23 protein-coding genes are annotated in these 19,409 nt (G+C 50.7%); all 23 read right to left on the reverse strand.

Going from position 1 to position 19,409, the window contains the following annotated elements; genetic code table 11:
• Positions 1 to 265: 265 nt before the first annotated feature.
• The 23 genes from AACH41_RS13340 to AACH41_RS13450 all read right to left on the reverse strand — a co-directional run bounded on the left by AACH41_RS13340 (position 266) and on the right by AACH41_RS13450 (position 19,409).
• Positions 266 to 1,066 carry a DNA adenine methylase gene (locus AACH41_RS13340; RefSeq protein WP_338655657.1) on the reverse strand — a complete coding sequence of 267 codons (801 nt, stop codon included), beginning with the start codon at positions 1,064 to 1,066 and terminating at the stop codon, positions 266 to 268.
• A gap of 228 nt (positions 1,067 to 1,294) precedes the next feature.
• Complete coding sequence (locus AACH41_RS13345) at positions 1,295 to 1,477, reverse strand: Com family DNA-binding transcriptional regulator (protein ID WP_338655659.1); 183 nt, start codon at positions 1,475 to 1,477, stop codon at positions 1,295 to 1,297.
• A 116-nt stretch (positions 1,478 to 1,593) separates the two neighbouring features.
• Entirely contained in the window at positions 1,594 to 2,148 is a 555-nt protein-coding gene (locus AACH41_RS13350; protein WP_338655661.1) for a hypothetical protein, read from the reverse strand.
• 8 nt (positions 2,149 to 2,156) lie between these two features.
• The gene (locus AACH41_RS13355) at positions 2,157 to 3,290 is read right to left on the reverse strand and encodes a hypothetical protein (protein ID WP_338655663.1); all 1,134 of its coding nucleotides are present in this window, start codon (positions 3,288 to 3,290) and stop codon (positions 2,157 to 2,159) included.
• Positions 3,283 to 3,861 carry a hypothetical protein gene (locus AACH41_RS13360; RefSeq protein ID WP_338655665.1) on the reverse strand — a complete coding sequence of 193 codons (579 nt, stop codon included), beginning with the start codon at positions 3,859 to 3,861 and terminating at the stop codon, positions 3,283 to 3,285. Before AACH41_RS13360 ends, AACH41_RS13355 begins: the two co-directional genes overlap by 8 nt.
• Positions 3,858 to 4,901, reverse strand: coding sequence for a baseplate J/gp47 family protein (locus AACH41_RS13365; protein WP_338655667.1), 1,044 nt, complete (start codon positions 4,899 to 4,901; stop codon positions 3,858 to 3,860). The genes AACH41_RS13360 and AACH41_RS13365 overlap by 4 nt, the downstream gene beginning before the upstream one ends.
• Positions 4,901 to 5,371 (reverse strand): phage GP46 family protein, encoded by a 471-nt coding sequence (locus AACH41_RS13370; RefSeq protein WP_338655669.1) that lies wholly within the window; start codon positions 5,369 to 5,371, stop codon positions 4,901 to 4,903. Before AACH41_RS13370 ends, AACH41_RS13365 begins: the two co-directional genes overlap by 1 nt.
• Positions 5,372 to 5,866 carry a phage baseplate assembly protein gene (locus tag AACH41_RS13375; protein WP_338655670.1) on the reverse strand — a complete coding sequence of 165 codons (495 nt, stop codon included), beginning with the start codon at positions 5,864 to 5,866 and terminating at the stop codon, positions 5,372 to 5,374. It abuts the gene before it with no gap.
• Entirely contained in the window at positions 5,863 to 6,894 is a 1,032-nt protein-coding gene (locus AACH41_RS13380) for a phage baseplate assembly protein (RefSeq protein WP_338655671.1), read from the reverse strand. The genes AACH41_RS13375 and AACH41_RS13380 overlap by 4 nt, the downstream gene beginning before the upstream one ends.
• Entirely contained in the window at positions 6,887 to 8,044 is a 1,158-nt protein-coding gene (locus AACH41_RS13385) for a DNA circularization N-terminal domain-containing protein (protein ID WP_338655673.1), read from the reverse strand. The genes AACH41_RS13380 and AACH41_RS13385 overlap by 8 nt, the downstream gene beginning before the upstream one ends.
• On the reverse strand, positions 8,041 to 10,002 hold the full coding sequence (locus AACH41_RS13390) for a phage tail tape measure protein (RefSeq protein ID WP_338655675.1): 1,962 nt from the start codon (positions 10,000 to 10,002) through the stop codon (positions 8,041 to 8,043). The genes AACH41_RS13385 and AACH41_RS13390 overlap by 4 nt, the downstream gene beginning before the upstream one ends.
• Before the next feature lie 231 nt (positions 10,003 to 10,233).
• Positions 10,234 to 10,542: a phage tail assembly protein gene (locus AACH41_RS13395; RefSeq protein WP_338655677.1), complete on the reverse strand. Its 309-nt coding sequence runs from the start codon at positions 10,540 to 10,542 to the stop codon at positions 10,234 to 10,236.
• A 13-nt stretch (positions 10,543 to 10,555) separates the two neighbouring features.
• Positions 10,556 to 10,774: a hypothetical protein gene (locus tag AACH41_RS13400; protein WP_338655679.1), complete on the reverse strand. Its 219-nt coding sequence runs from the start codon at positions 10,772 to 10,774 to the stop codon at positions 10,556 to 10,558.
• Between the two features lie 9 nt (positions 10,775 to 10,783).
• On the reverse strand, positions 10,784 to 12,607 hold the full coding sequence (locus AACH41_RS13405; RefSeq protein ID WP_338655681.1) for a hypothetical protein: 1,824 nt from the start codon (positions 12,605 to 12,607) through the stop codon (positions 10,784 to 10,786).
• A gap of 9 nt (positions 12,608 to 12,616) precedes the next feature.
• Positions 12,617 to 13,054 carry a hypothetical protein gene (locus AACH41_RS13410; protein WP_338655683.1) on the reverse strand — a complete coding sequence of 146 codons (438 nt, stop codon included), beginning with the start codon at positions 13,052 to 13,054 and terminating at the stop codon, positions 12,617 to 12,619.
• Positions 13,055 to 13,056: 2 nt separating this feature from the next.
• Positions 13,057 to 13,419 (reverse strand): phage tail tube protein, encoded by a 363-nt coding sequence (locus AACH41_RS13415; protein ID WP_338655685.1) that lies wholly within the window; start codon positions 13,417 to 13,419, stop codon positions 13,057 to 13,059.
• Between the two features lie 56 nt (positions 13,420 to 13,475).
• Positions 13,476 to 14,960 (reverse strand): hypothetical protein, encoded by a 1,485-nt coding sequence (locus AACH41_RS13420; protein ID WP_338655686.1) that lies wholly within the window; start codon positions 14,958 to 14,960, stop codon positions 13,476 to 13,478.
• The gene (locus AACH41_RS13425; RefSeq protein ID WP_338655687.1) at positions 14,957 to 15,433 is read right to left on the reverse strand and encodes a hypothetical protein; all 477 of its coding nucleotides are present in this window, start codon (positions 15,431 to 15,433) and stop codon (positions 14,957 to 14,959) included. The genes AACH41_RS13420 and AACH41_RS13425 overlap by 4 nt, the downstream gene beginning before the upstream one ends.
• Positions 15,433 to 15,933 (reverse strand): phage protein Gp36 family protein, encoded by a 501-nt coding sequence (locus AACH41_RS13430; protein WP_338655688.1) that lies wholly within the window; start codon positions 15,931 to 15,933, stop codon positions 15,433 to 15,435. Before AACH41_RS13430 ends, AACH41_RS13425 begins: the two co-directional genes overlap by 1 nt.
• Before the next feature lie 5 nt (positions 15,934 to 15,938).
• On the reverse strand, positions 15,939 to 16,613 hold the full coding sequence (locus AACH41_RS13435) for a hypothetical protein (RefSeq protein ID WP_338655689.1): 675 nt from the start codon (positions 16,611 to 16,613) through the stop codon (positions 15,939 to 15,941).
• Positions 16,614 to 16,675: 62 nt separating this feature from the next.
• Positions 16,676 to 17,593, reverse strand: coding sequence for a Mu-like prophage major head subunit gpT family protein (locus tag AACH41_RS13440; RefSeq protein WP_338655691.1), 918 nt, complete (start codon positions 17,591 to 17,593; stop codon positions 16,676 to 16,678).
• A 53-nt stretch (positions 17,594 to 17,646) separates the two neighbouring features.
• A complete protein-coding gene (locus AACH41_RS13445; RefSeq protein ID WP_338655693.1) occupies positions 17,647 to 18,612 on the reverse strand; it encodes a phage protease in 966 nt (321 codons plus the stop codon).
• Positions 18,613 to 18,833: 221 nt separating this feature from the next.
• Entirely contained in the window at positions 18,834 to 19,409 is a 576-nt protein-coding gene (locus AACH41_RS13450) for a hypothetical protein (RefSeq protein ID WP_338655695.1), read from the reverse strand.

Genomic DNA, 19,409 nt, shown 5'->3' on the forward strand with positions numbered 1-19,409 from the left:
GTTGAAGCTTGGACCGTTCAAAAACTCAAATTCGTTCTTTAATTCACAAAAGGTGGCGCTCACGGATTTTTCGGGCCCCTATCTGCCGCGCCGAGTAGCGCAGGCAAAACAAGAATAAAGTACAGCGGCTTTGATTTTCGGACAGATAGCGCTTGATTATAGGATGCGAATAAACACCCATAATGCATTGAATACTGGATGCGAATAAAAGGCGATTAAATACCATTTGAACAACATACAAACCCGCTTCAAAGCGGGTTTAATTTTATCGGCGTGGCAAATCATAGTTGGTGATCAAGAGTTCGGTCATAGGCTTGCTGCCCTTGCTGGCGATGCTGTATGACGTTTTAACTTCGCTGATGTGGAAGCCTGCAAACAACTCACGTATCTGTGGCACGTTATTGATGCTAACCATCCACTTACCTTTGGCGCTGGCCAGCTTGTCTCTTAGGGTAGTGAAGTCACATTTATTGAATAAGCCTTTGCCATAGTCGGTCTCATTGTCCCAGTACGGCGGATCGATATAAAAAAACACGTGCTCGCCATCGTATCGAGTGATCAGCTGCTCATAGTCCAGGTTCTCAATAGTGACCCGGCTAAGCCTTAAATGTGCCTCGGTGAGGTCTTCGGCTATGCGGTTGAAGTTGAGCCTGGGCGGTGTGCTGTTGGCCACACCGAAAGACTGGTTTACTGCTTTCGCGCCAAAGGCTGTCCTGACCAGATAGTAAAAACGTGCAGAGCGTTGTATGTCAGTCAGGGTGTGCGGTGCCACTTGCAATTGGCGCTCAAACTCATCGCGGCTGATGAGTGACCATTTAAAATACCGCACAAACTCTTCAAGATGGTGCTGCAATACTCGATACAAGGTGATCAGGTCGCCATTGATATCGTTGATCACTTCAACCTTGCTAGGCTCTTTACGAAACAATACCCACGCGGCACCTGCAAACACCTCTACATAACATTTATGGTCAGGGATTAAAGGGATGATGGTGCCGGTGAGTTTGCTTTTTCCTCCCACCCAGGCTAAGGGAGACTTTCGAGTTTTTAAAGAGGGTTGCGCCATGATTAATCCTTGTTTAAAAGGCGTTCATGACGCTCGATGTTTGAGCCGCTTACGGATGCGGCGACAAGGTTGCAGCAGGCCTTGCCCGTCCTAGTGTTCTTTGCCGGTTACTCTCGTCCGGCGAGTCGCGCATCAGCCCTGCAGCGGGCATATATTCGACAGGTGTCCAGTCCGTGATGATCCAGCCTGGCAATTCTTTATGGGGCTACCTCGGCACCAATATCATCCTCAATGCTCTGGATTATGTGCTAACAGCTCACACACGCCCCTCTCTCGGGGTGCATTACTAAATTCATTCACATGCCCACATCGCGGACATTTAATGCTCAATAAAACGGCCTCACCTTCGGCCAGCTTCTTTGCGCAGTTGTTACAACGTAAATCGGTCTTTTTTCCTTTTGTGTTAATCATACGGTCACCTATAATGACCCGGCCGCTAGTGGCGCAGGGTCTTGGTTGATCCGTACCTGGTTTACGGTGAGACGGGTGGTCTGGCGGTTGCCGCCGTCAGATCACTCGCCCTGTTTTTAGTTTTGTACCTCTGGCGTCATGATTTCAGCCACTCTTGAAGCCTCAAGCAGGCCAGCGGATACAAGCGCATTCAAACCATCCGGGATTCTGATGTCTGCCAAATCCAAAAAGCTGGCAGCTAATAATCTGTCATACCAAAGTTTTACCGCTGCGTTAGTCATCGTTGCTTCAACAACCGCAAGTTGCTCAGACTCTGTAAATTTGTCCAGAAACTCTAATGAAGTAAACACAGTTTTGGGAGGTTTGTACTGGACCGGTTTTTCGGTCAATGCATCCGCTGGTGGGCTAACACCATATTCAGTAATTTCATACTCTGATCCATCGGCTAACCAATACTTAAAGCCAACGTAATTAGCGATCACGACCCAATCAGTGAAATCAGCATTAGCTGCTGCAATGTTATTTTCGCCAGTTGCTGGCGGGGCATTTTCCAAAGCGCTTCCAGTCCACTGCCAGGTGTCCGGGTCTAAAGACGTTTTATAACAAACTTGAGACCCAAGGTAGATGTGAGGGGCTTCTGGTGAATAGTTGTGTACGATTTTGGTTTCCATTATGATTCCTAAAATTTAACAGCGCCAAGCATAGCCACGTTTCTGGGTCGGGTTTCTGAACCGCCAGTCGATCCAACGTTGTTATATCCATTAGGACCTGTACCACTTGCATTAACGTAACCACCCGTATATGGCGAGGTGCCGCCAGGGTGATCGTGGGCTTTTAACATATCCGCCTGACCGCTACCCCAAACACGCCCAGAATCAACACCACGACCATCATCCCAAAAGCGAGGGAACTCACCACGTACATCATAAATTCTGAAGGTTGTTCCGTCGCCATTGTCAGCCACTGCAATCATGCCGGCCGACCAAACTCCGAGGGCGACCATGACACCGTTATGCATAGCCCAGCCCCTCAAGGCTGCGTATGTAGTGCGATTTAAGTTGGACGTACCGTTTTTAACGTAGCCGGTTCTTGGAGTCGGCTGTGCATCCAAGAGCAAACTGCCAACTAGCACAGAGGCATAACCCGTGTAGGCTGCGCCATTTGCTGTGAATGCCTGCCACGTCATGATTGAGTTGTAATCGTCATGCCAGATCGGGCCGATGTTTGATGATGGCAATGCGGTGCCACTTGCAAAATATTTAACGCCAGAGGCAGCATCCTTACGCTCAAAAACTAAAGCTGTACTATTCAGGACAATCGGCGCATCTGTTACAAGCATCCATATCGAGTCTGCAAGGGTCACACCCTCGGTGACTTTGATTGTCTTGCCTGGTGAGATCTCGGCACTGCTGTCGAAAGTATTGAGGCGTGACCAGGCACCAGTGGCATTGACCACATAGGGGCCATTATCTTGCGGAATAGTCTGCGCCCGGACCAGAACAATGGTGCCATTGGGCAAGACAGCAGGCCAGTCGCCGCCAGCCTGTACTGCTGCACCAGTTAAAGAGATATTGCCGATAGTGGCATATCTGGCAATCAGGTCAGCCCCAGAGGCAATCTCCATGATGCTTTCCAGCAACTGATTGTTGTTGGATTTGTTGAGCACCTTACCGCGAGACTCAATAACAGCGCACACCTCCTCCTGAAGAGCCTCCATGATGTCTTCTGTAATCTGCGTGCCTGGAATATTGTTTTCAGGGTCTTCCGCCACCCAATGCCCGGCAACGTTGCCCGGCCCATCAACTCTATGCATAGTATTTATTCCCCGCGTTGGTGGTGATATCTTCAAAGAAGAGCACCATATGAGACTGTTTAAAATCGTTGAGTGCAGCGGCAATCACGTCCGGGTTAACCACGCCAGCGTAATACCACACACGCAACACATAGCGTGATCGCTCACCCATGAGGCGCTGGCCTGCTCTTGATTTACCGACAATGCTAGGTCCTTGCAAATGCGCCACTTTTACCTTGGCTATCGGCCAGGTGCTACCCTCAGCAGCAGATGACCACAAACGCTGCCCGGCACGTGCACGGCCAGCACGGCTGGCTTGGCGTGGGAGCGTTTCAGAAAATTGCGCAGCAGCGGCATCAGCCACTGCCTGATAATCAGCCAAGGTGTAGCTGTTAGGGGCTGGTGTATGTAGCGTGATGGCGCGATCAAGCACTTGCTGGCAGATCAACTCAATGCGCAGCAGCTCAACTGCAAACGCCTGAAATATCTTGTCGCCCAGGCCATCAACAGGCCAACGCCATGCGGCACCCTCTAGCAACAAATTAAGCATTGCATTTGCATAGTCTCGCACGGTGTGAAAGCGCAGCTTCATGAGAACACCACCGCGTTAAGAATAAACACAGAACCGCTGTTGACAGTGATATCGTCTAATGGGGCATTGCGGGTGTATTGCGTAGTCACACTGGCAATGGCTGCATCAAGTTCTGCTTGATATATCACGCTGGTTTCAGAGTTTTCAGCCAATATCAAGTTATTGATAGCATTGGTGATTAAGGCACGGTTGGCTTCGCTGTCCACGGCCGGATTGAGTGTTAAATTGACGGTCACAAGCTGTTGCAGAGGCAAGGCTAAACGCCAATCAGCACCGGCCGGGGCTAGCTCTAAAAACTTGGCGGCAATGGCATCCATAATCGCCGTCGTCGGCAACCTGCCTTCTAAGCCATTACAAATTGGCCGGACCAGTATCGTGCCAATGCCTAAAATATTGCGGTAAACCAATGCACCAGTCACTGAAGGGTGCGCCTTTTTAGCCCAAGCCACATAATCGCGGTTTTTACCACTGCGGCCACCATACTCGGTGACCACTTGCCATTCATCCACCACGCGGGCGCGCCATGTTTCTACGTCTTCTTGCGCTGCCCCGCCTGTGATGCCATTGGCATCCACAGTGGTCTCACTATCAACCCCTGCCTGCAGCTCAACAAAGGTGAGCTTGCTACCCGCGCTTAAATTGCCAGCCAGGCCAGCAGTGGTACATTTAATTGAGACCAGGTTAACGCCACTGGTTAACTCAACGGCAGCCGTCACTGCATAATCCAAGCCATTGTCTGCCCGCAATAATTCATCTAATAAAACAAAGGCACCCACATTGCCGGTGACGGCAATTTGGCCGGTGGCAAAAGTGGCATCGAGCCGCGTGACGCCGTAAAGCACCGCCCAATCATAAAGGCGCTCAAGGCTACAAGTTAGCGGCGAGCATTGCTGGTCGATCCACTCAAGATGCACATGCAAGCTGCTCACAGCCTTAGAAAACACAACTGCAAGCGCCAACCTCAACATAGGCACAAGCGCGCTCAAGTCTTGCTCGATGCGCGCTTTAAGTGCTGCAAAAGTTGGTGCAATATATGCCATTAATCAGCCCATTCAATATCCCACTGCACATCCCAGGTATTGCTTAAAGGCACCTGGGCGCGAGGGATTAAATTACTCTTAAACTCGGTGTAGAAGTTGACCCCATCATATGCGCCACGAATATCGAGCACGAGTAGCGAAACGTTTCGCTGGTCACTCAGCTCAGTCACTGCGATATCGGTCATGCCTTCTGTATTTACCAGTGCCTCGCGGATCATGCGCATGGTTTCGCGCTTGGCTGACTCGGTCAGTGCCTGGCGTCGCACATACCACAGGCCAGTGCCGAGGTTTTCATCAAACCACCAACCGCGACGGTTTTCACCATCCTCTACACGGTCTTCAGGGGCGATCTGGTCAGTGAATAACGCGGCATACACTGCAGTTTTTGCGCGTGCTTTACCCGTATCCTCAGTGGCTTCAATCACGGCCAAGTCAAAATGGCCATATTCAGTTTGTACGAGTTTGAGCATTTAAAACTCCGGGGGCGATATCGGGTGCGCTTCGCCTGGCTCTTCGCCAATTTGCCAGGTGTTGATCTTGGTTGGCAGCCACTCTTGCCCGTGGCCGTTGGTTTGAAATGCAAAGCGCTCGCTGGCGACAATTTCAATGTCTGGGGACTCAAAGCGGATTTTTTTTGGTGAGCTGATCAACATCTGATCACGCTCCATCTTGACCATTTGGCCTTGGTCGTCATGCAGCGCGACTTCGCCATCTTGAAGCTCTAAGGTATAACGACGATCACCAGCAATCAGACAAAACCCATGTGAGCGATCACCCGATGGAAAGACCTCATAAGCCTGATGTCCGCTGTGCGGGCGATATGAAAATCCATAAGGTTGAATACGGTCAATGTTGTCCAGCACCTCACCATCAAGGCACTTAATTTGCACGGTATGCGTACTTACGCGTAGGCCTATGCCTTGCGCTATCATCAACTGCAGCCGCCGCCAAACATGGGCAATCATCGTCTTGCCTTTCTCGCTGCAGCGCTTTTCTTTTTCACTGTCGGTGGCTGGCCGACAAACGCATTTCGGTGCACCAGCGTCAACGTGGCAAGCGTCCCGGAGCGGTCATCTTGAGTCAGCTCGATGTCGCTGATCAGCAGGGTTTGATCAATGCCCTCATCAGTCACCACCGCACGCACTTGTGTGTTGAGCTGCCAAGGGTGCCAGATCCCGTTTTGCTCATAGCCCCAGCCGACCACTGTCACCACCAGGCTATGCGCACGTGCCAGTCTGCGGTTGCGCTCCATTTCTGCGCGACGCTGCAATGCGCCCAGGCTGTTACCCATGCGGTCAGCAATCACATGCATAGGCCGGAAAAACGTCAGGCCCTCATCCTTAACCGTACCCCTGCGCGCCGTATTAGCGCCGTAATCAAAGCTCTTGACCAGGTACTCGCTAAACCTCTGGCGATAGTCATCATTAATCACCAGCGCCTTAATCTGCTTGCCCATTTCCAGCGTGGCCACCGGCGGGTTATTGTCCGGCTCAGCCATCACCAGCCCACCTTCTGGCGTTGGGTAAATCAGCAGGTTAGCGGTGCGTGCAGCATTGACAATAGCATTGGCTGGGCTTTCAGACTGCATGGAAAAATCAGGCACCAGCGCTGTGCTTTGAAAAGGCGTCAAAGGCACTTTAAACAGCGTGCAAATGCGTTTCACAATCTCGCTAACTGTGAGGTTTTTATAGGTGGCGCTGTATTGTGTGTCCACCAACTCACGGCCGAGGCTTCGGCCCATAAACTGGTTGCTGTGGCTGTTTTCAGTAATGCGGCGGGGGGCGCTATCGGTGCGCACGGTGCTGATCAGTTGGTTATTGATCAAGACCTGCGCCACTGTGTTGACGTCGATAGGAAACGGGGTGCCGGTGCCTGGCCGGGCAAAGCCGAGCTGCACCTGGGTGACCAGCTCGTCAATGCTCTGGCGGATATTGACCTCCTGCCAGTCATCAAACTGCAGGCCGTTGAATTTAAGGGCGACGACATTATCCACGGACTGTCCCCGCTACGAATAGAGGGTGCGCTACACCATTGAGCTGCACAAAGTCAGCCTCAATGATATCGAGCTGGTGCGCCAGCACACAGGCAGGCATAAAGTTCACTACCTGCTTGGTCTGGTAGTTACTCAAGTCCTGGTCAAGCAAGGCATCAATCAACGCTGCCCGCATATCGAGCAGCGCATTAAACACATCAGGCTTGGCATTGTTGAGCACGCTATCTATGCCATCGAGCAGCGCCTGCAGCACGCGGTCACGTGTCTCTGCGTCCTGGTAAGTGGTAATCGCCAGACCAGCCGCCGAGGTGAGCAGCAGCTGGTTGCGCAGATCCTGCTCGGCAGCATTGTTTGCAATCAGTGCAGCTGTTTGTGTGCTGTTGCTGGCAAATGCTGGCGGGTTGTTTACCGTGCTGGTCAAGCGCGTGACGGCCCGCACACGCACCGGCACGGTCAAGTCATCGTCCGGGCTATCTAAAAACGCAAGCACATTGGCAAAGCTTGCCAATGTGTTGGCATATTGCTGCGGCAAGCCCAGCAAGGTGCGCACATCGGTTTTAATGCCATTGATGATGGTCAGTACCTGATTGGATTTGCTCAATGGCAGCGTCGCCATAGCAATCGCCTTGCGCATCACATCGAGCTTGCTTTGCACGTCTGCCACCAGGTCATCAAACACACTGCCAGTCATCGGCTGCAGTTCAAAATTATCTTTGATTTTGTCTTGCGCATCCTCAATCGCTGCCGAGGCTCTATCAACCTTATCCACCGTTGGCTCAAAAGGTTGTCTGCCTCCGGGCGCAAAAGTGATACTAAACTTGCAATAGCCATCTTCTCCAACTTGCTCCGAGCGCGTCCACTTCCAAGGCCGCACCCATATTTCACCAAGGTAAGGGTGCATCAACCAATCGGCACCAGGCTCAGCAAGCACATTTAAAAACTCATCAGCCTCAATATCGTAATTCGGGCCAATGAAATAAGCATTGATCTGCCAACCCTTAGCCATCGCGCCAAGGTCTTCAACCTCAGCATCATCGCGATTTGGGTATTCGTGGATAACCAGTCTGCGACCAAAACTCGCATTGTGATTCTCTGTTAAAAAATCCCGATTCTTCCAAGTGCCTCGGTTTAAACGCTCCATCCAACTCATGGTTGCCCCCAAACTGAGCCAGTTTCAAAAAACGCTTTTACAGGCCCAAAACTTTGTGAGGTCTGGCTAACTGCCTTAAGACCGTCAGACAACTTAACTTCAACCGTGGTCTTAACTTCAGCTGGCGGCTGTTCTTTAATCGCTGGCACAATAAATCGCTCAATCAAATCACTCACATTCAAATTGCCGCCCATGAATGTGTTGTTGATGCCATTCATTGTAGCCATGACAGGCATCATGCTGGTCAACTCTAAACCAGCCATGCCAGGCACCGCACCTGCATAAGCGCCAGCCGTTCTTACTGCGCCAGCAGTTTTACTCATCACACTTGCAGCAGGCCTTAAGAATGGAAAAACATTTGCCAAAGCGGCGCCAGTTTCAGTCGCTAAAAACCGATCTGCCAAACTGCTGGCAGCGAGTGTAGTTAAACCGCCACCCGCTGCTGCAGTCGTTACCAGGCCCGCTGCTGCAGTCTTAGGGTTGCGCTCAAGAAAGGGTTGTGCACGTGAGGCATATTCGCCAACCTTGTCATAAAAGGCTTTAGCCGGTGCCGATACTGACTCACCAACAGATGCCATCGCATTATCAATATTGCCTGATGCAGCATCTTTTCTTGACTGCAATGTAGATGTTTTAACCTTAATACGTTGCTCAAGGCTGGCCTGGCTATCTATCAGTTGCAGAGCTTTATCAAATCCTTTAACACCAGAGTCAACCAAGATGGATGCTGGCCTTGCCGCTTCAACACCAAATAGTTTTGTTAAGACCTTGATGCGATCCTGATCTGAGAGCGGCTTTAATTTTTCAAATTGGCTAATCGCATTACGGACACCACCAAACTCGCCTTGCTTATTAAAGAAGTTCATATCGATGCCATAACCATCAAGCATCTTTTTAATTTCTCGCGCTTCTTTGCTATTTTTATTAAGGCGGCCATCGAACTGAGCAGTTCGCGCAAGCATCATCGAAAAATTAGTGCCAAACGATGTATTTTCTAGTCCTTGTTGTGCGGCAATACCCTGTATGGCAAACAGTTCTTTTGTATTTTTAATGCCCGTCAAACCTAGTTCACGGTATGTAGGCGCAGCATATGAGGCAACTGCCATAAAGTCTTCAGGTGCAATACCGAACCCAAAGCGAGCGCGTTGCATTAAATCTGCTGTTTGTGGCAGTTCTTTGTCTTTTAAGCCATAGGCTTCGCGGGTTTTAGCAATTGTTTGAGCTGCCCGATACGGGTCCATGTCATTAAGCACGGAAAAATAAGCAGCCGATCTCAAGCCACCATTTAATACTGCACTGTCTGGCATGCCTTGCTGTTTTAAAGCAATTGCTGCACCAGTAAAGTCTTTTGCTGAGCCTGGTAGCTCGTTGCCCAACTTCACGGTCTGGCGCATGACAGATTGATAATTTGCTGGCTCTACGCCAGTTTTATCCATCATGGCAATACGCAAATCAGCCTTTGCTGCCTCAAGCGTTTCATAGCTTGCCAGTGGCGCGCCAATGATTCGTTTCGCGACATAGCCACCCGCACTTAAAGCCGCCGCTGTAGTTACCAGATTGTTAGCCTTCTCTTGCAGACTATTACCTGTGCGTAGTTCAGCGTTAAGTTCTTTCACCTTGCGAACCATGGCATCTTGAGCACGCGCCAATTCTCTCGCATTAAACGCGCCAGAACGAGCCAGCTGCTCATAGGCCTCGCGAGTCCGGTTGATCTCACTACGGATGATATTTTCAGAGCGAATGCCCAACATCTCGCGAGCCTGGGCAGTGCGGCGAGCACCGGCAACCACATCAATCTGCAGCCGCTCATAGCTGCGGGTGATCTCATTGTTTGCCTGCACCTGGGCACGGCTTACACGTTGCGAGATTGCAGCGCTCTCATTGCCAATCTGGCGTAAACCGGGGATGGTGTCACCACGGTTTAAAACAATCTTGAGGTTAACGGTTTGGGTATTCATGGCTGGCCTTGAGAGATAAGGCACAGCTTACGCGCGCGCGTGGGGCGTGAAGAGACGGGAAATGTTTCGCTACAAACGGCAGACAATAAAAAAGGGGCCTAAGCCCCTATTTAAACTTCCTTCCCTCAAACTCGGCAGCAATACTCGCAAACGTAAAGAGCTTGTTGATCGGCCATGTGAGAACAGTGTCTATGTCTTGATGCAAGCCGCGAGCCACCAGGCTCACTGCCATCAAGACTCTTGCTCTTTTTTTTCTGCAGCCGCCTTAGCTTCTGCAGGTTTTTCAGCGGCATAAAACTCAGGGTAAGCCATCTTGTCGCAGATCAGTGAAAGCTCTTTGTAGTCATCACCGTGCATTTTCTTGATGATCGATTCATCTTGCGTAGTCATACTTGCCACCAGCGCTATCAGTTGCGCATTGCGGCCTGGCATGTCGAATGCCAGGTAATCCTCAGCGGTAGGAAACTCTTTAATTTTTACCTCAGTGATGGTTTTGTTTTCACTGATAACGATGGGGTGTTTTAGGGAGTGTTGGATCATATATTGCTCACTTTTATTCAACCAAAGACCATGTTTCGGCTTGACTATCATCGTCAATCTTTTTGAGGGGCACGCCCTTTTTAAAGACCATCTGCCCATCAGGTCTCCAAACTGTCAAATCGGCGCTATTATCAGAATCAATAGCTGTAATCATTGCTGGAAATTGCATCATAAGACAAACAGGCTCAGCATCTGGTGCTTGATTAAAGATTACTTGTGTATTTATATCCATTTGAGTCCCCTAACTATATGATGGCAATTGAGCGTTGACGTTTGCAGCGGCAATTGTTGCGCCAGGGCTGGCAACGTGAAGGCCCTCAAGTGTCAATCCTGCACCCCACAAGTAGTAATCGCTGTTCAGAGTGCCTTTACCGGATGTCGATTTTCTCAATGAGCCTCCCGACCCAATGCTTGGGTCGATCACATAGTCCGGGCCTGTTGGCGTTCCCTTGACTGTTTCCAACCATGCGTTAAAAAGCTCGACCATCCCGCCAGCATTCCATTTAGCCGATGCTGGTGCGGTATTGCCAGAGTTTGTATTAAGTAACAGATAAGTCCGAAATAAAAAGTAAGGATTGTTTTTCGGTGCTGGTAGCACGGCAGCACGAATTGCAGCCCAAGTTGCAAGGCATCGAGCTTGCAACTGAGCCAGTGTTTCAGTGCCACTGACAGTATTAGTCCCGAATTCTTCCATACCGCAATTGCTATATTTGACAAGGTAAGTACCGTACGCATTTGCTGTGACAATATCGCTCTGCCCACCGATACGTCCGACGCTACCGCCTGCGATGCCATACTGCTGCAACAGTCTATAAAAGTACGACGTTTGCCCTGTACCATCATGTCCATTTTGACCGATACTATCAAAAAATCCACAGAGTACCATCGGTTCACCGACCACCGAATCTGCAAATTTACCGACCAGTTGTACACCCATACCAATCACGTTGGTAGTATTACCAGCCGTGCCGGTAGACCAGCTCGGCCCCCACTGATATGAAGTTGAGTTTTTATTCCAGGTATTAATTGCTGGGTCGTATAAAGTAGCGGTAAGTGCGTTGGATGTATCCGCGACCTCCATGCACGGTACGTATTGGTTATAATCAACTTCGATTTCGACACGTACCATATATGCTGTCCCATTAGGGAAATTGCCCAGCATCTCATCGGTTATAGACTCTTTTTCGCCATTTGCTACTGTCCATGTTGACAGCCCACCTTTGGTGAAATTAATAATCGGTGAGTTTGCAACTGCGATTTGGGCGCTCACAGAACATACAGTTATAGCATTTCCAGTTGCTACGCCTTGCCCGCCAGTTGCGTTTCCGTCAAAGAAGAAATTATCAATGATAACTTGCAGAGTCTTTCTATCACCTGATCCAATAACGTGATATTGATAGGTCAACATGCGCCGCTTGCCACTGGTAGGCTGACCTGATGGCGTATATGTCATTTGCCGACGCGAGGTATTCGGGCGATTATTGCGAGACGCTAATAGTGCGCGCGGCGGACCAAAAAACCTGCCTGCATCAAAAGCCTTTTTTAGTTCTTTTAATGTCATAGCGCCAGTATCCGATCCATCCAAAGCAATCAAAGAACCGGATGCGCTTAGGCCAGCAGTGCCTGCGATATTTGAATTACCCTTTTGCATGGCATTTAGATGCCCCTTTGAGTCTGCTAGGTGATCTGTGATCTGTTTCTGCAATTTACCCAGCGCAACTAGGACTGAATCTGCTGCCGTAATAGCCGCATTAACAGTAAATTCAATCCCAGTCAAAATCGCAGATCGCACCTTGCCAGGTATTGAGTTATCAAATTGCATCAGTTCGGACGGTTGCACAGCGTTATCAGCCTTCAGCCCCTGAGCAGCCGTTGCGAAGCCCGTTGCATCGGAAGAATCAAGCTTGTTGGCGAGAGCTTCGGTCAACTCTTCAATCGCGTTCCCATGTGCGGTACTCTCATCACGTGCAAATCCCAATGCCTGGCGCAGGCGTGAGACTAGAATCTTGCCGATATTCGGGCCGCTGGTTTCTTCTGGCAGTTCTGGATCAATCTGACTTTGCATTTTTTACTCCTAATCATTCGCCCACTGCACATCCCAGCTGCTTGACCATACATTGATCTCGATATCAGTCGCAGGCACGGTGATCACCACACGGGTATTGCCGATGACTGAGCCAACTTGCGCAAAGCGCACCGGTTCTTTAATCACTGCCTTGCTTACCATCAGCTCAAAAGCGGTGCTGGTGACGGTTGCGCCGTTGATCGAGTAATTGATCTCTAGGGTGTAGAGCGCTGCGGGGATGGTGGTTGTTTCAAACTTGCTGAGAGCAAACTTGCCCTCGTTATCATTGAGCACTTGCGTGGCAAGCGTCTTGGCGACATTGCCGCCACGGTCTACCAAACGGGCGCTGACCACCATGCCGGTGATCGGTGCACCCGCGCCAAACTCATCAACGAGCTGGCACTCGGCATAAAAGGTATCGCCGCGTTTGATAGTGAGCTGCTGCATGGTTAGCCAATGCGCTCGCTGGTGGGGCTGGTGAATGTGATGCGGCTCTCACCATTGCCAATCGCCACCGGTGCCATACAAGCTGCACCGCTCATCATGTGCACCTGGCCATCTTCAAGCGTGACCACAATATCTTCATTGGCCACGGCATTGATCGCCACCACATCCAGCCCCGGCTTGAGGTTGATGTTGCATTCAAGCTGTGCCGACTGGTTGCTTTGCATGTAGCCGCCATCTTCTGGCAAGCGGCCGTTTTTGTTGTTTCGCATAAAGCCGCTGGGCGTAAATGTGCCAGGGTCTTCAGCCAGTGGCAGTTTCCCAATGCTGGGGATCACCACGGTGCGGATATTCATCAAACTAGACATGTGAGTGTCCTTTCAAAAACTGTTTAAACAATCGTCAAACTGGCTTTAAAGCCTGCTTAATCAGCCACCTTGCGGAACTGGTTGCGGCCCGTCAACATGTAGTAAGGCGATACCAATACCGGCTGGTCAACAAAGTTAAAGCGGCTTGGATTTGTCGGGTCCTGTTCAACTTGCAAGGTCGACTTGTAAAAGTCGTAGTTTTGCACCAGGCCGTATTCATATTGCAGATCGTTTTTATAGAGGCTCAGCAACATGGCCTTGACGCTGTCTTTGGTGACAATTTTCAAGCCAGGCTTAAAGCCCTCAGCGGATGCGGCGGCTGAATAACCAATCCACTTGCGCGCCTCGTTACGTTGCAGGCGACGGGTTTTGTCCAAAATCGCCAGCGTGTTGATGTCCAAATAGCTATCATCAGCGCTACCATCTGAGCGCTTTTGATAGGTGCTGATCGGGCGCAGAATCGTGCAGGTGCCGTCTTGCGCTATGTTCATAATGCTCATGCCCTTAAACAGCAGGCTGTTGGCATCACGCCAGATGTGATAATTGACACCCACCATGCCAGTCAGCTCGCGGCCTTCTAGGCTCTCTTGCGGGCTGCTGTAAAGCTTGGGTGCACACGCTGCGGCATACATAGCCGCAGCACGCCAGGTGCTGGTCGGGTTAATGCCCAGGCTTAGCACACTGAGCAACTCAAAATTGAGGCTGCCGCCGAAGCTGTAAGCAGACGCATAGTCGCCACGGTAGGCACTAAAAATCTGTGTGTACTCTTGGTTTTCTGGTTGCAAGCGGGTTTTAACAACGCTGTGCCAGGCGGTAAACGTTGCAAGGTTGTTAATCCCCAGCGCCACATATTTAAAGTAGCGAGGCTCAAGCAAGACATTTAAATCAGGCGTGTTCGGGTCACCGGCACCACCTGCAAAGCCGTTGATGGTGAGGCTCAAACCAGTTGGCGTGCGCTCCTGGTATAAATTCAGGCGCACATCGATATTGTTGCCGCAGGTGCCTTTATGCAACGCTGTGAGCGTGACGGTAGATGCTGCTGCGGCGGCATCACAGGGGATATTATTGCCCTCTGTCAGTGCGGCAATGGCCTCGGTGCCTACAGCTGCGGCAATGGCTGCAGCAATTTGCGCAGTGGTCATGGTTGAGGTAATACCCACCGAGACCTCTTGACCATCGATATACAGCGACAATGTGCCGTCAGCCGTGGCCGGGCTATTCACTACAATGGTGGCTGTGGCAGCGGTGCCAGCAGAGTTATCTGCCAATGGCAAAATAAACAGATCAAGCACCTGGTCACGTCTGCGGTAATCTCGCACCATATCCGCGAGCATCGAGCGGCCACCGGCTTTAACCATGGCATCTTCAACACTGCTCACCTGGGTAATTTCACCAGCTGGGGCAGTGCCTGCTGCGAGTTTTTGCCCGACAATCAACACCGCAGGCATGTCATCGCCAAGCCCAGCTTGCGAGGGGTCAAACTCGATATAAGACCCCGGCATCCGGATAGATTCGGGGATAAAATTAAATGAATAATTCATGGAGTGACTCCTTTATAGTCAACACTTTCAAAGTTCGGCGGGTTGTCCAGATAGGCATCCACCGAGCCTGTAAACTTGTAGGTTTCCACCCACATCACATCCTTTTTTGTGGTGCGCAAGATGCGACCACCAACATATTTAAGCGGCTTTAAACCAGCCTCAAGCCGCTTACCACGCAAGCGCCGATACACCTCTCGGCGGTATTTGCGCAGGTGTTCATCGGCTTCATCGTCATCTCTGCGCACTGGCCGATCAACCGCAATGACCACATCAAAACTAATCTCCAGCGTGTCGTCGTTTTCGCCAGATGCGGTCACGGTTTCACGTGCTGGCAACACATAAGCTGATGGCGTCGGCACATTGTTTGGGTCCAGGTTGGCATAGCTGTAGTCATTGCCCACATGCCTAAACCATTTATCCACCTTTGTGGTGGGTGCTTTTAGCAGCGTGATGACTGGCGCAATACTCAGCATTACCAGGTGTCCCAATCAGCGCCAGAACCGTTAGGGATATAGCGGCTCGGGTTGCTGGTGATCTCAATCACATCGCCCTCAATCACCGGGGCTGTACTGCTCGGCGTGAGGTTGATCTCGCCACGTGCATGCATCTGCAGCTGCTTGATCACCGCGTTGTAGCTAGTCATCAATTCTTCGCTCACGCTTTCCTGAGCATCGGCCAGCATGTAAAACGCCACTCGGGCCGTCATGCGTGCAATCAACGGGTTGGCATCCGCCTCAGCGATGCCGTAGGCAACCACAGCCGCCGTGGCATCGGTCAATGCCTGGTCAATATTCGTCAGCGCCAGCGCAATCAAGTCACGGTCAAACTCGGTGAACTGGTTAAGGTCACCGCCTTCCAGCGCCACCCGCAAAATCTCCCCCTCTGGCATTGGCATGTCGGCTGGCACAGCGAGCTGGGCCAACTTATCTACCTTAGTCAGTTTGAGCAGATCGGTGCGGGTGGCGAATGGCATGATGCTTACTTAGCCTTGGTTTTTGTGGTGGTTTTGGCCGCTGCAGATGGCTGAGCGGTTGCAGCCAGCTTTTCATTGGCTGCGACTAGCTCTCCCTGAGCCTTTTTCAACTCAGACTCCAATGTCGTTACTTCGCCTTGCAATTTCCCCACCTGGCTATCAAGCTCATTGACCTTAGCTTGCAGTCCATCACGCACGGTTTCGACATCCTTCAAGTCTTTAAACAGCGCGGCCATTTCGTCATGGTGTTTATTCAACTGATCCACATACACCTGCAGCAGCGTTTCACGCGCCTGGTCAGCCAAACCGTTCCAGTCACCCACAGACAAACCACTGGCGGTATGCACTTCTTGCACCAGGTCACCCAGGGTGATTTCAAAACCGCCCGCATAATTAATCACACTTGGCAAAAGGCCAGAGCCAACCAAGCCGGTTTCAGCGTCTGGTGCCAGAGCGCTGCCAGCAGCAGCTTCATCGGCTGGCGTTTCTGCCACCTGGTCGTCAAAGCCCTCTGGCTTCTCTAAGCTGGTTTCCAGCATTTGCTCGTTTTCCAGGCGTTCGGCAGTGGCGTCGTCCAGGTCGGTCAGCAAAACCCACAACAAGCCAAACAACATGCCACAACGGTGGAAAGTAGTGACCGGGCCTTTAGGTTTCACCCGCACATATAAATTTTTAGCCATGATTTAATCCTTGATAAATTGATGGGCAGTAAAGGTCTGCCAGGCAGACCTTTAACCAGGTGTTAAGCCATTAATGGGTTAACAATCAACTTCACGCGCTGATACAAGACGTTGTCTGCGCCGTTTGGCAAGGTACGTGCATTGATCAGGTTTTCAGCTGCCACGCGGTTAGCCGGGCCAACCACCAAGGTATCCGGCACAATGTTCAATGGGCGGTTACCATCAGCCTTGACTTGCATCATGGCGTTATAAGCTGCGTTGAAATTGGTGTCGTTAAATGTCGCCTTGCTACCAAATGCCAACTGCCAGAAGCCAAACGCAAAACTACCGCGCCAACGGCCACCCCAGCTAAACACATCATTTTCAAATACAGCATCGCTGGTGGCTGCATTGGTTTTTGCCACAAACTCAGGCGCACCCGTGCGGTTTTGCAGGTAAAAAGGCTGCGGGGCGCGCTTGGTGCATAACAACACCCACAACTCGCCAGTACCGGTCTGGTAATTGCTCACTGTCGCAGCGGTACCAGTGCCATCTTCGTTTGGTGCCACAGGGTGGTCGGTGTCAAAGAAAAACTGCCCGTCGTAGCAAATCTGGTCCAAACCGGATTTAATGCCCCCAAACACCAGGTCGTTTTTGAGGTCGCCCACACTCTGGCCAAAGCTTTCAGCAATGCCGGAGTACATGCCGAGATTGTTGTCTTCAAAGTCAGTGCGAGGCACATCCAGCGTGGTTTCAAACTTGCGGTTATCCACGCTGTAGGCACGCTCTTTCACGGCCTTATGCACCCGAGCACCCACCCACTCACGGAAGGCCGGGAACTGGCTCAACCATGCATAAGTGTTGCTTTTTGCGTCGGATGGGATTTCCTTCGCAATCATTTTCCAATCTTCGTTTTGTGCGGCCAGCCCTTTGTTAAAGGCTGTTTTGATTGCTGTATTAAATGCATTCAAAACCGCTGCGGTAATCACATTCAGTGCCATGGTTTAAATCTCCAATTGATTTAACAATTCAAAAGCTGGTTAACCAGCCTGCATTAGTTAGCGGTTTTGTTCGCCAAAAATTCTTTAGGGTCAATCTGCATACTTGTGCACATTGCCAACTCTTCTGCTGTGAGCTGCTCACCACCCTCATGTTTGGTGTCATGCTGCAGCTTGTCACCGATAATCACCGGCGCTGTTTCCAGGTAGCTGTTCAAAGCAGCAAGGGTTAAGCCTTCAGCCCAAGGTTTTTGTTTCGGCGTCAAGCGGCCATCACTCAGTGCAGTCTGTAACAAATCGTCGTGTTGCTTTTTTTCGGCAGCCTCAGCTTCTGCTTTTGCTTTGGCTTCAATATCTGCAACCTTTGTTTGCAGCGCATCACGTTCTGCAGTTAAGGCGGTAACCTTGTTATTGGCCTGATCACGCTCCGTGGTCAATGCGGCCACTTGTGCTGTCAAACTGGTTACTTGCGTGCTGAGTGCTGCAACTTCTTTGTTTTGATCCATGTGTGTATCTCCCAACGGGTTGATGTTGTTTAAATAGTTGGCTGTGAGAGCGGCGATGTCTTGCATGCCGTCCACAGCAGGAGTATTGGTCAGGGCAACGGAAACGATTTCGAGAATTTCACCGGTATTTTTGTCGTAAACAAAAACGGGCGAGGTGTAGCGCACCTCTTTATTGCTGATCATGCCTTTGGCACGATTGGTAAGGTCTACTTGCTTCAACCACATGCCTGAGCCTTCGCGCCACTCCATCTGCTTAAACCAGCCAGCGGCAATAACCGGCTGACCATTGAGTGCAGCACGCAGGGATTGATGCTCGTAGTCAATCAGCAGGTCATTTTTACGGGCGGCCAGTTTGGCGATCAGCTTTTGGGCAATCGCGCTATTAATCTTCCAGCTGTCTACGTCTTCGGGGCGGCCATCGTCAGCACGAAAGTCTTGGGCAGGCAAAATCTGCATGTCCGTGGCATTGGTTGCCACGTCAAAAGTCAAAATGCCTAGCCCAAGATTTCTTTCCATTGATTACTCCTTAACGACAATTGCATTGTCTCAAGTGAACTCAAATGGATACAGTCGGGAAATGTTTCGCTAGGGATGGTAGGGGTGAATCGTATTTAACGCGATTAGAGGAGTTTTAAGGGGAGGCAGGCCATAATGATACTGACCTAGAGGTATTAAACGTTTTTGGCGCGAATTAAACGGGTTTTTAATAGGTATTCAATCGGGTACAAGTGCCTATTTTAAAACAAATCGAACTGAGCACCGGTAAAACTATCAATTTGAGCATTTACTTTGTCGAGCTTATGCACCAGGTTTGCATACACATTACCACCCTCAGTGGCTGCTGCCTGGTAGGTCAGTCGCAACAATGCCTCTATTTCTGCTTTAGTGAGTGAAAGGTTGCGTTTGTAACTGCTGGCGTTCTTTTCAGCAATACGATGCTGCCCTCGAATATTGAGCACATGTCGCGTGGTTAAGTGATACTTACGCGCCTGCAGCACAATGCTCTCGGTATCCTTGTGCTTTGTGATCTCCTGATCGCGCACGTAGGCCAGCAACTTATCTGCCTTTGGCAAGGCAATCCTGTTATCAGCATCGAGGTGCTGCTTAAGTGTGATGCGCAGGCGGGCCAGCTCATCGGGCATGAGGCCCATTTTGTTATCTTTGAGTTTTGGCAGAGTGAATGGGATGCCGCCATACTCCTGCAAAAAGACAATGGCACGGCCAAAGCCGAGGGCCTTGACCATTGCGCGCAACACGGGCGGCAATGGCTGCAAAGCCTCTTCGTCTATGGGGGGCCAGTGCAAGTCAGCCAT

This window comes from Methylophilus sp. DW102 (assembly GCF_037076555.1).
GTDB lineage: Bacteria > Pseudomonadota > Gammaproteobacteria > Burkholderiales > Methylophilaceae > Methylophilus > Methylophilus glucosoxydans.

What these genes read in the sequence shown, in the direction of transcription:
- AACH41_RS13340 (WP_338655657.1), bottom strand. Translation starts at nt 1,066, where the DNA reads ATGGCGCAACCCTCTTTAAAAACTCGAAAGTCTCCCTTAGCCTGGGTG.
- AACH41_RS13345 (WP_338655659.1), bottom strand. Translation starts at nt 1,477, where the DNA reads ATGATTAACACAAAAGGAAAAAAGACCGATTTACGTTGTAACAACTGC.
- AACH41_RS13350 (WP_338655661.1), bottom strand. Translation starts at nt 2,148, where the DNA reads ATGGAAACCAAAATCGTACACAACTATTCACCAGAAGCCCCTCACATC.
- AACH41_RS13355 (WP_338655663.1), bottom strand. Translation starts at nt 3,290, where the DNA reads ATGCATAGAGTTGATGGGCCGGGCAACGTTGCCGGGCATTGGGTGGCG.
- AACH41_RS13360 (WP_338655665.1), bottom strand. Translation starts at nt 3,861, where the DNA reads ATGAAGCTGCGCTTTCACACCGTGCGAGACTATGCAAATGCAATGCTT.
- AACH41_RS13365 (WP_338655667.1), bottom strand. Translation starts at nt 4,901, where the DNA reads ATGGCATATATTGCACCAACTTTTGCAGCACTTAAAGCGCGCATCGAG.
- AACH41_RS13370 (WP_338655669.1), bottom strand. Translation starts at nt 5,371, where the DNA reads ATGCTCAAACTCGTACAAACTGAATATGGCCATTTTGACTTGGCCGTG.
- AACH41_RS13375 (WP_338655670.1), bottom strand. Translation starts at nt 5,866, where the DNA reads ATGATTGCCCATGTTTGGCGGCGGCTGCAGTTGATGATAGCGCAAGGC.
- AACH41_RS13385 (WP_338655673.1), bottom strand. Translation starts at nt 8,044, where the DNA reads ATGAGTTGGATGGAGCGTTTAAACCGAGGCACTTGGAAGAATCGGGAT.
- AACH41_RS13390 (WP_338655675.1), bottom strand. Translation starts at nt 10,002, where the DNA reads ATGAATACCCAAACCGTTAACCTCAAGATTGTTTTAAACCGTGGTGAC.
- AACH41_RS13395 (WP_338655677.1), bottom strand. Translation starts at nt 10,542, where the DNA reads ATGATCCAACACTCCCTAAAACACCCCATCGTTATCAGTGAAAACAAA.
- AACH41_RS13400 (WP_338655679.1), bottom strand. Translation starts at nt 10,774, where the DNA reads ATGGATATAAATACACAAGTAATCTTTAATCAAGCACCAGATGCTGAG.
- AACH41_RS13405 (WP_338655681.1), bottom strand. Translation starts at nt 12,607, where the DNA reads ATGCAAAGTCAGATTGATCCAGAACTGCCAGAAGAAACCAGCGGCCCG.
- AACH41_RS13410 (WP_338655683.1), bottom strand. Translation starts at nt 13,054, where the DNA reads ATGCAGCAGCTCACTATCAAACGCGGCGATACCTTTTATGCCGAGTGC.
- AACH41_RS13415 (WP_338655685.1), bottom strand. Translation starts at nt 13,419, where the DNA reads ATGTCTAGTTTGATGAATATCCGCACCGTGGTGATCCCCAGCATTGGG.
- AACH41_RS13420 (WP_338655686.1), bottom strand. Translation starts at nt 14,960, where the DNA reads ATGAATTATTCATTTAATTTTATCCCCGAATCTATCCGGATGCCGGGG.
- AACH41_RS13425 (WP_338655687.1), bottom strand. Translation starts at nt 15,433, where the DNA reads ATGCTGAGTATTGCGCCAGTCATCACGCTGCTAAAAGCACCCACCACA.
- AACH41_RS13430 (WP_338655688.1), bottom strand. Translation starts at nt 15,933, where the DNA reads ATGCCATTCGCCACCCGCACCGATCTGCTCAAACTGACTAAGGTAGAT.
- AACH41_RS13435 (WP_338655689.1), bottom strand. Translation starts at nt 16,613, where the DNA reads ATGGCTAAAAATTTATATGTGCGGGTGAAACCTAAAGGCCCGGTCACT.
- AACH41_RS13440 (WP_338655691.1), bottom strand. Translation starts at nt 17,593, where the DNA reads ATGGCACTGAATGTGATTACCGCAGCGGTTTTGAATGCATTTAATACA.
- AACH41_RS13445 (WP_338655693.1), bottom strand. Translation starts at nt 18,612, where the DNA reads ATGGAAAGAAATCTTGGGCTAGGCATTTTGACTTTTGACGTGGCAACC.
- AACH41_RS13450 (WP_338655695.1), bottom strand. Translation starts at nt 19,409, where the DNA reads ATGGCTGACTTGCACTGGCCCCCCATAGACGAAGAGGCTTTGCAGCCA.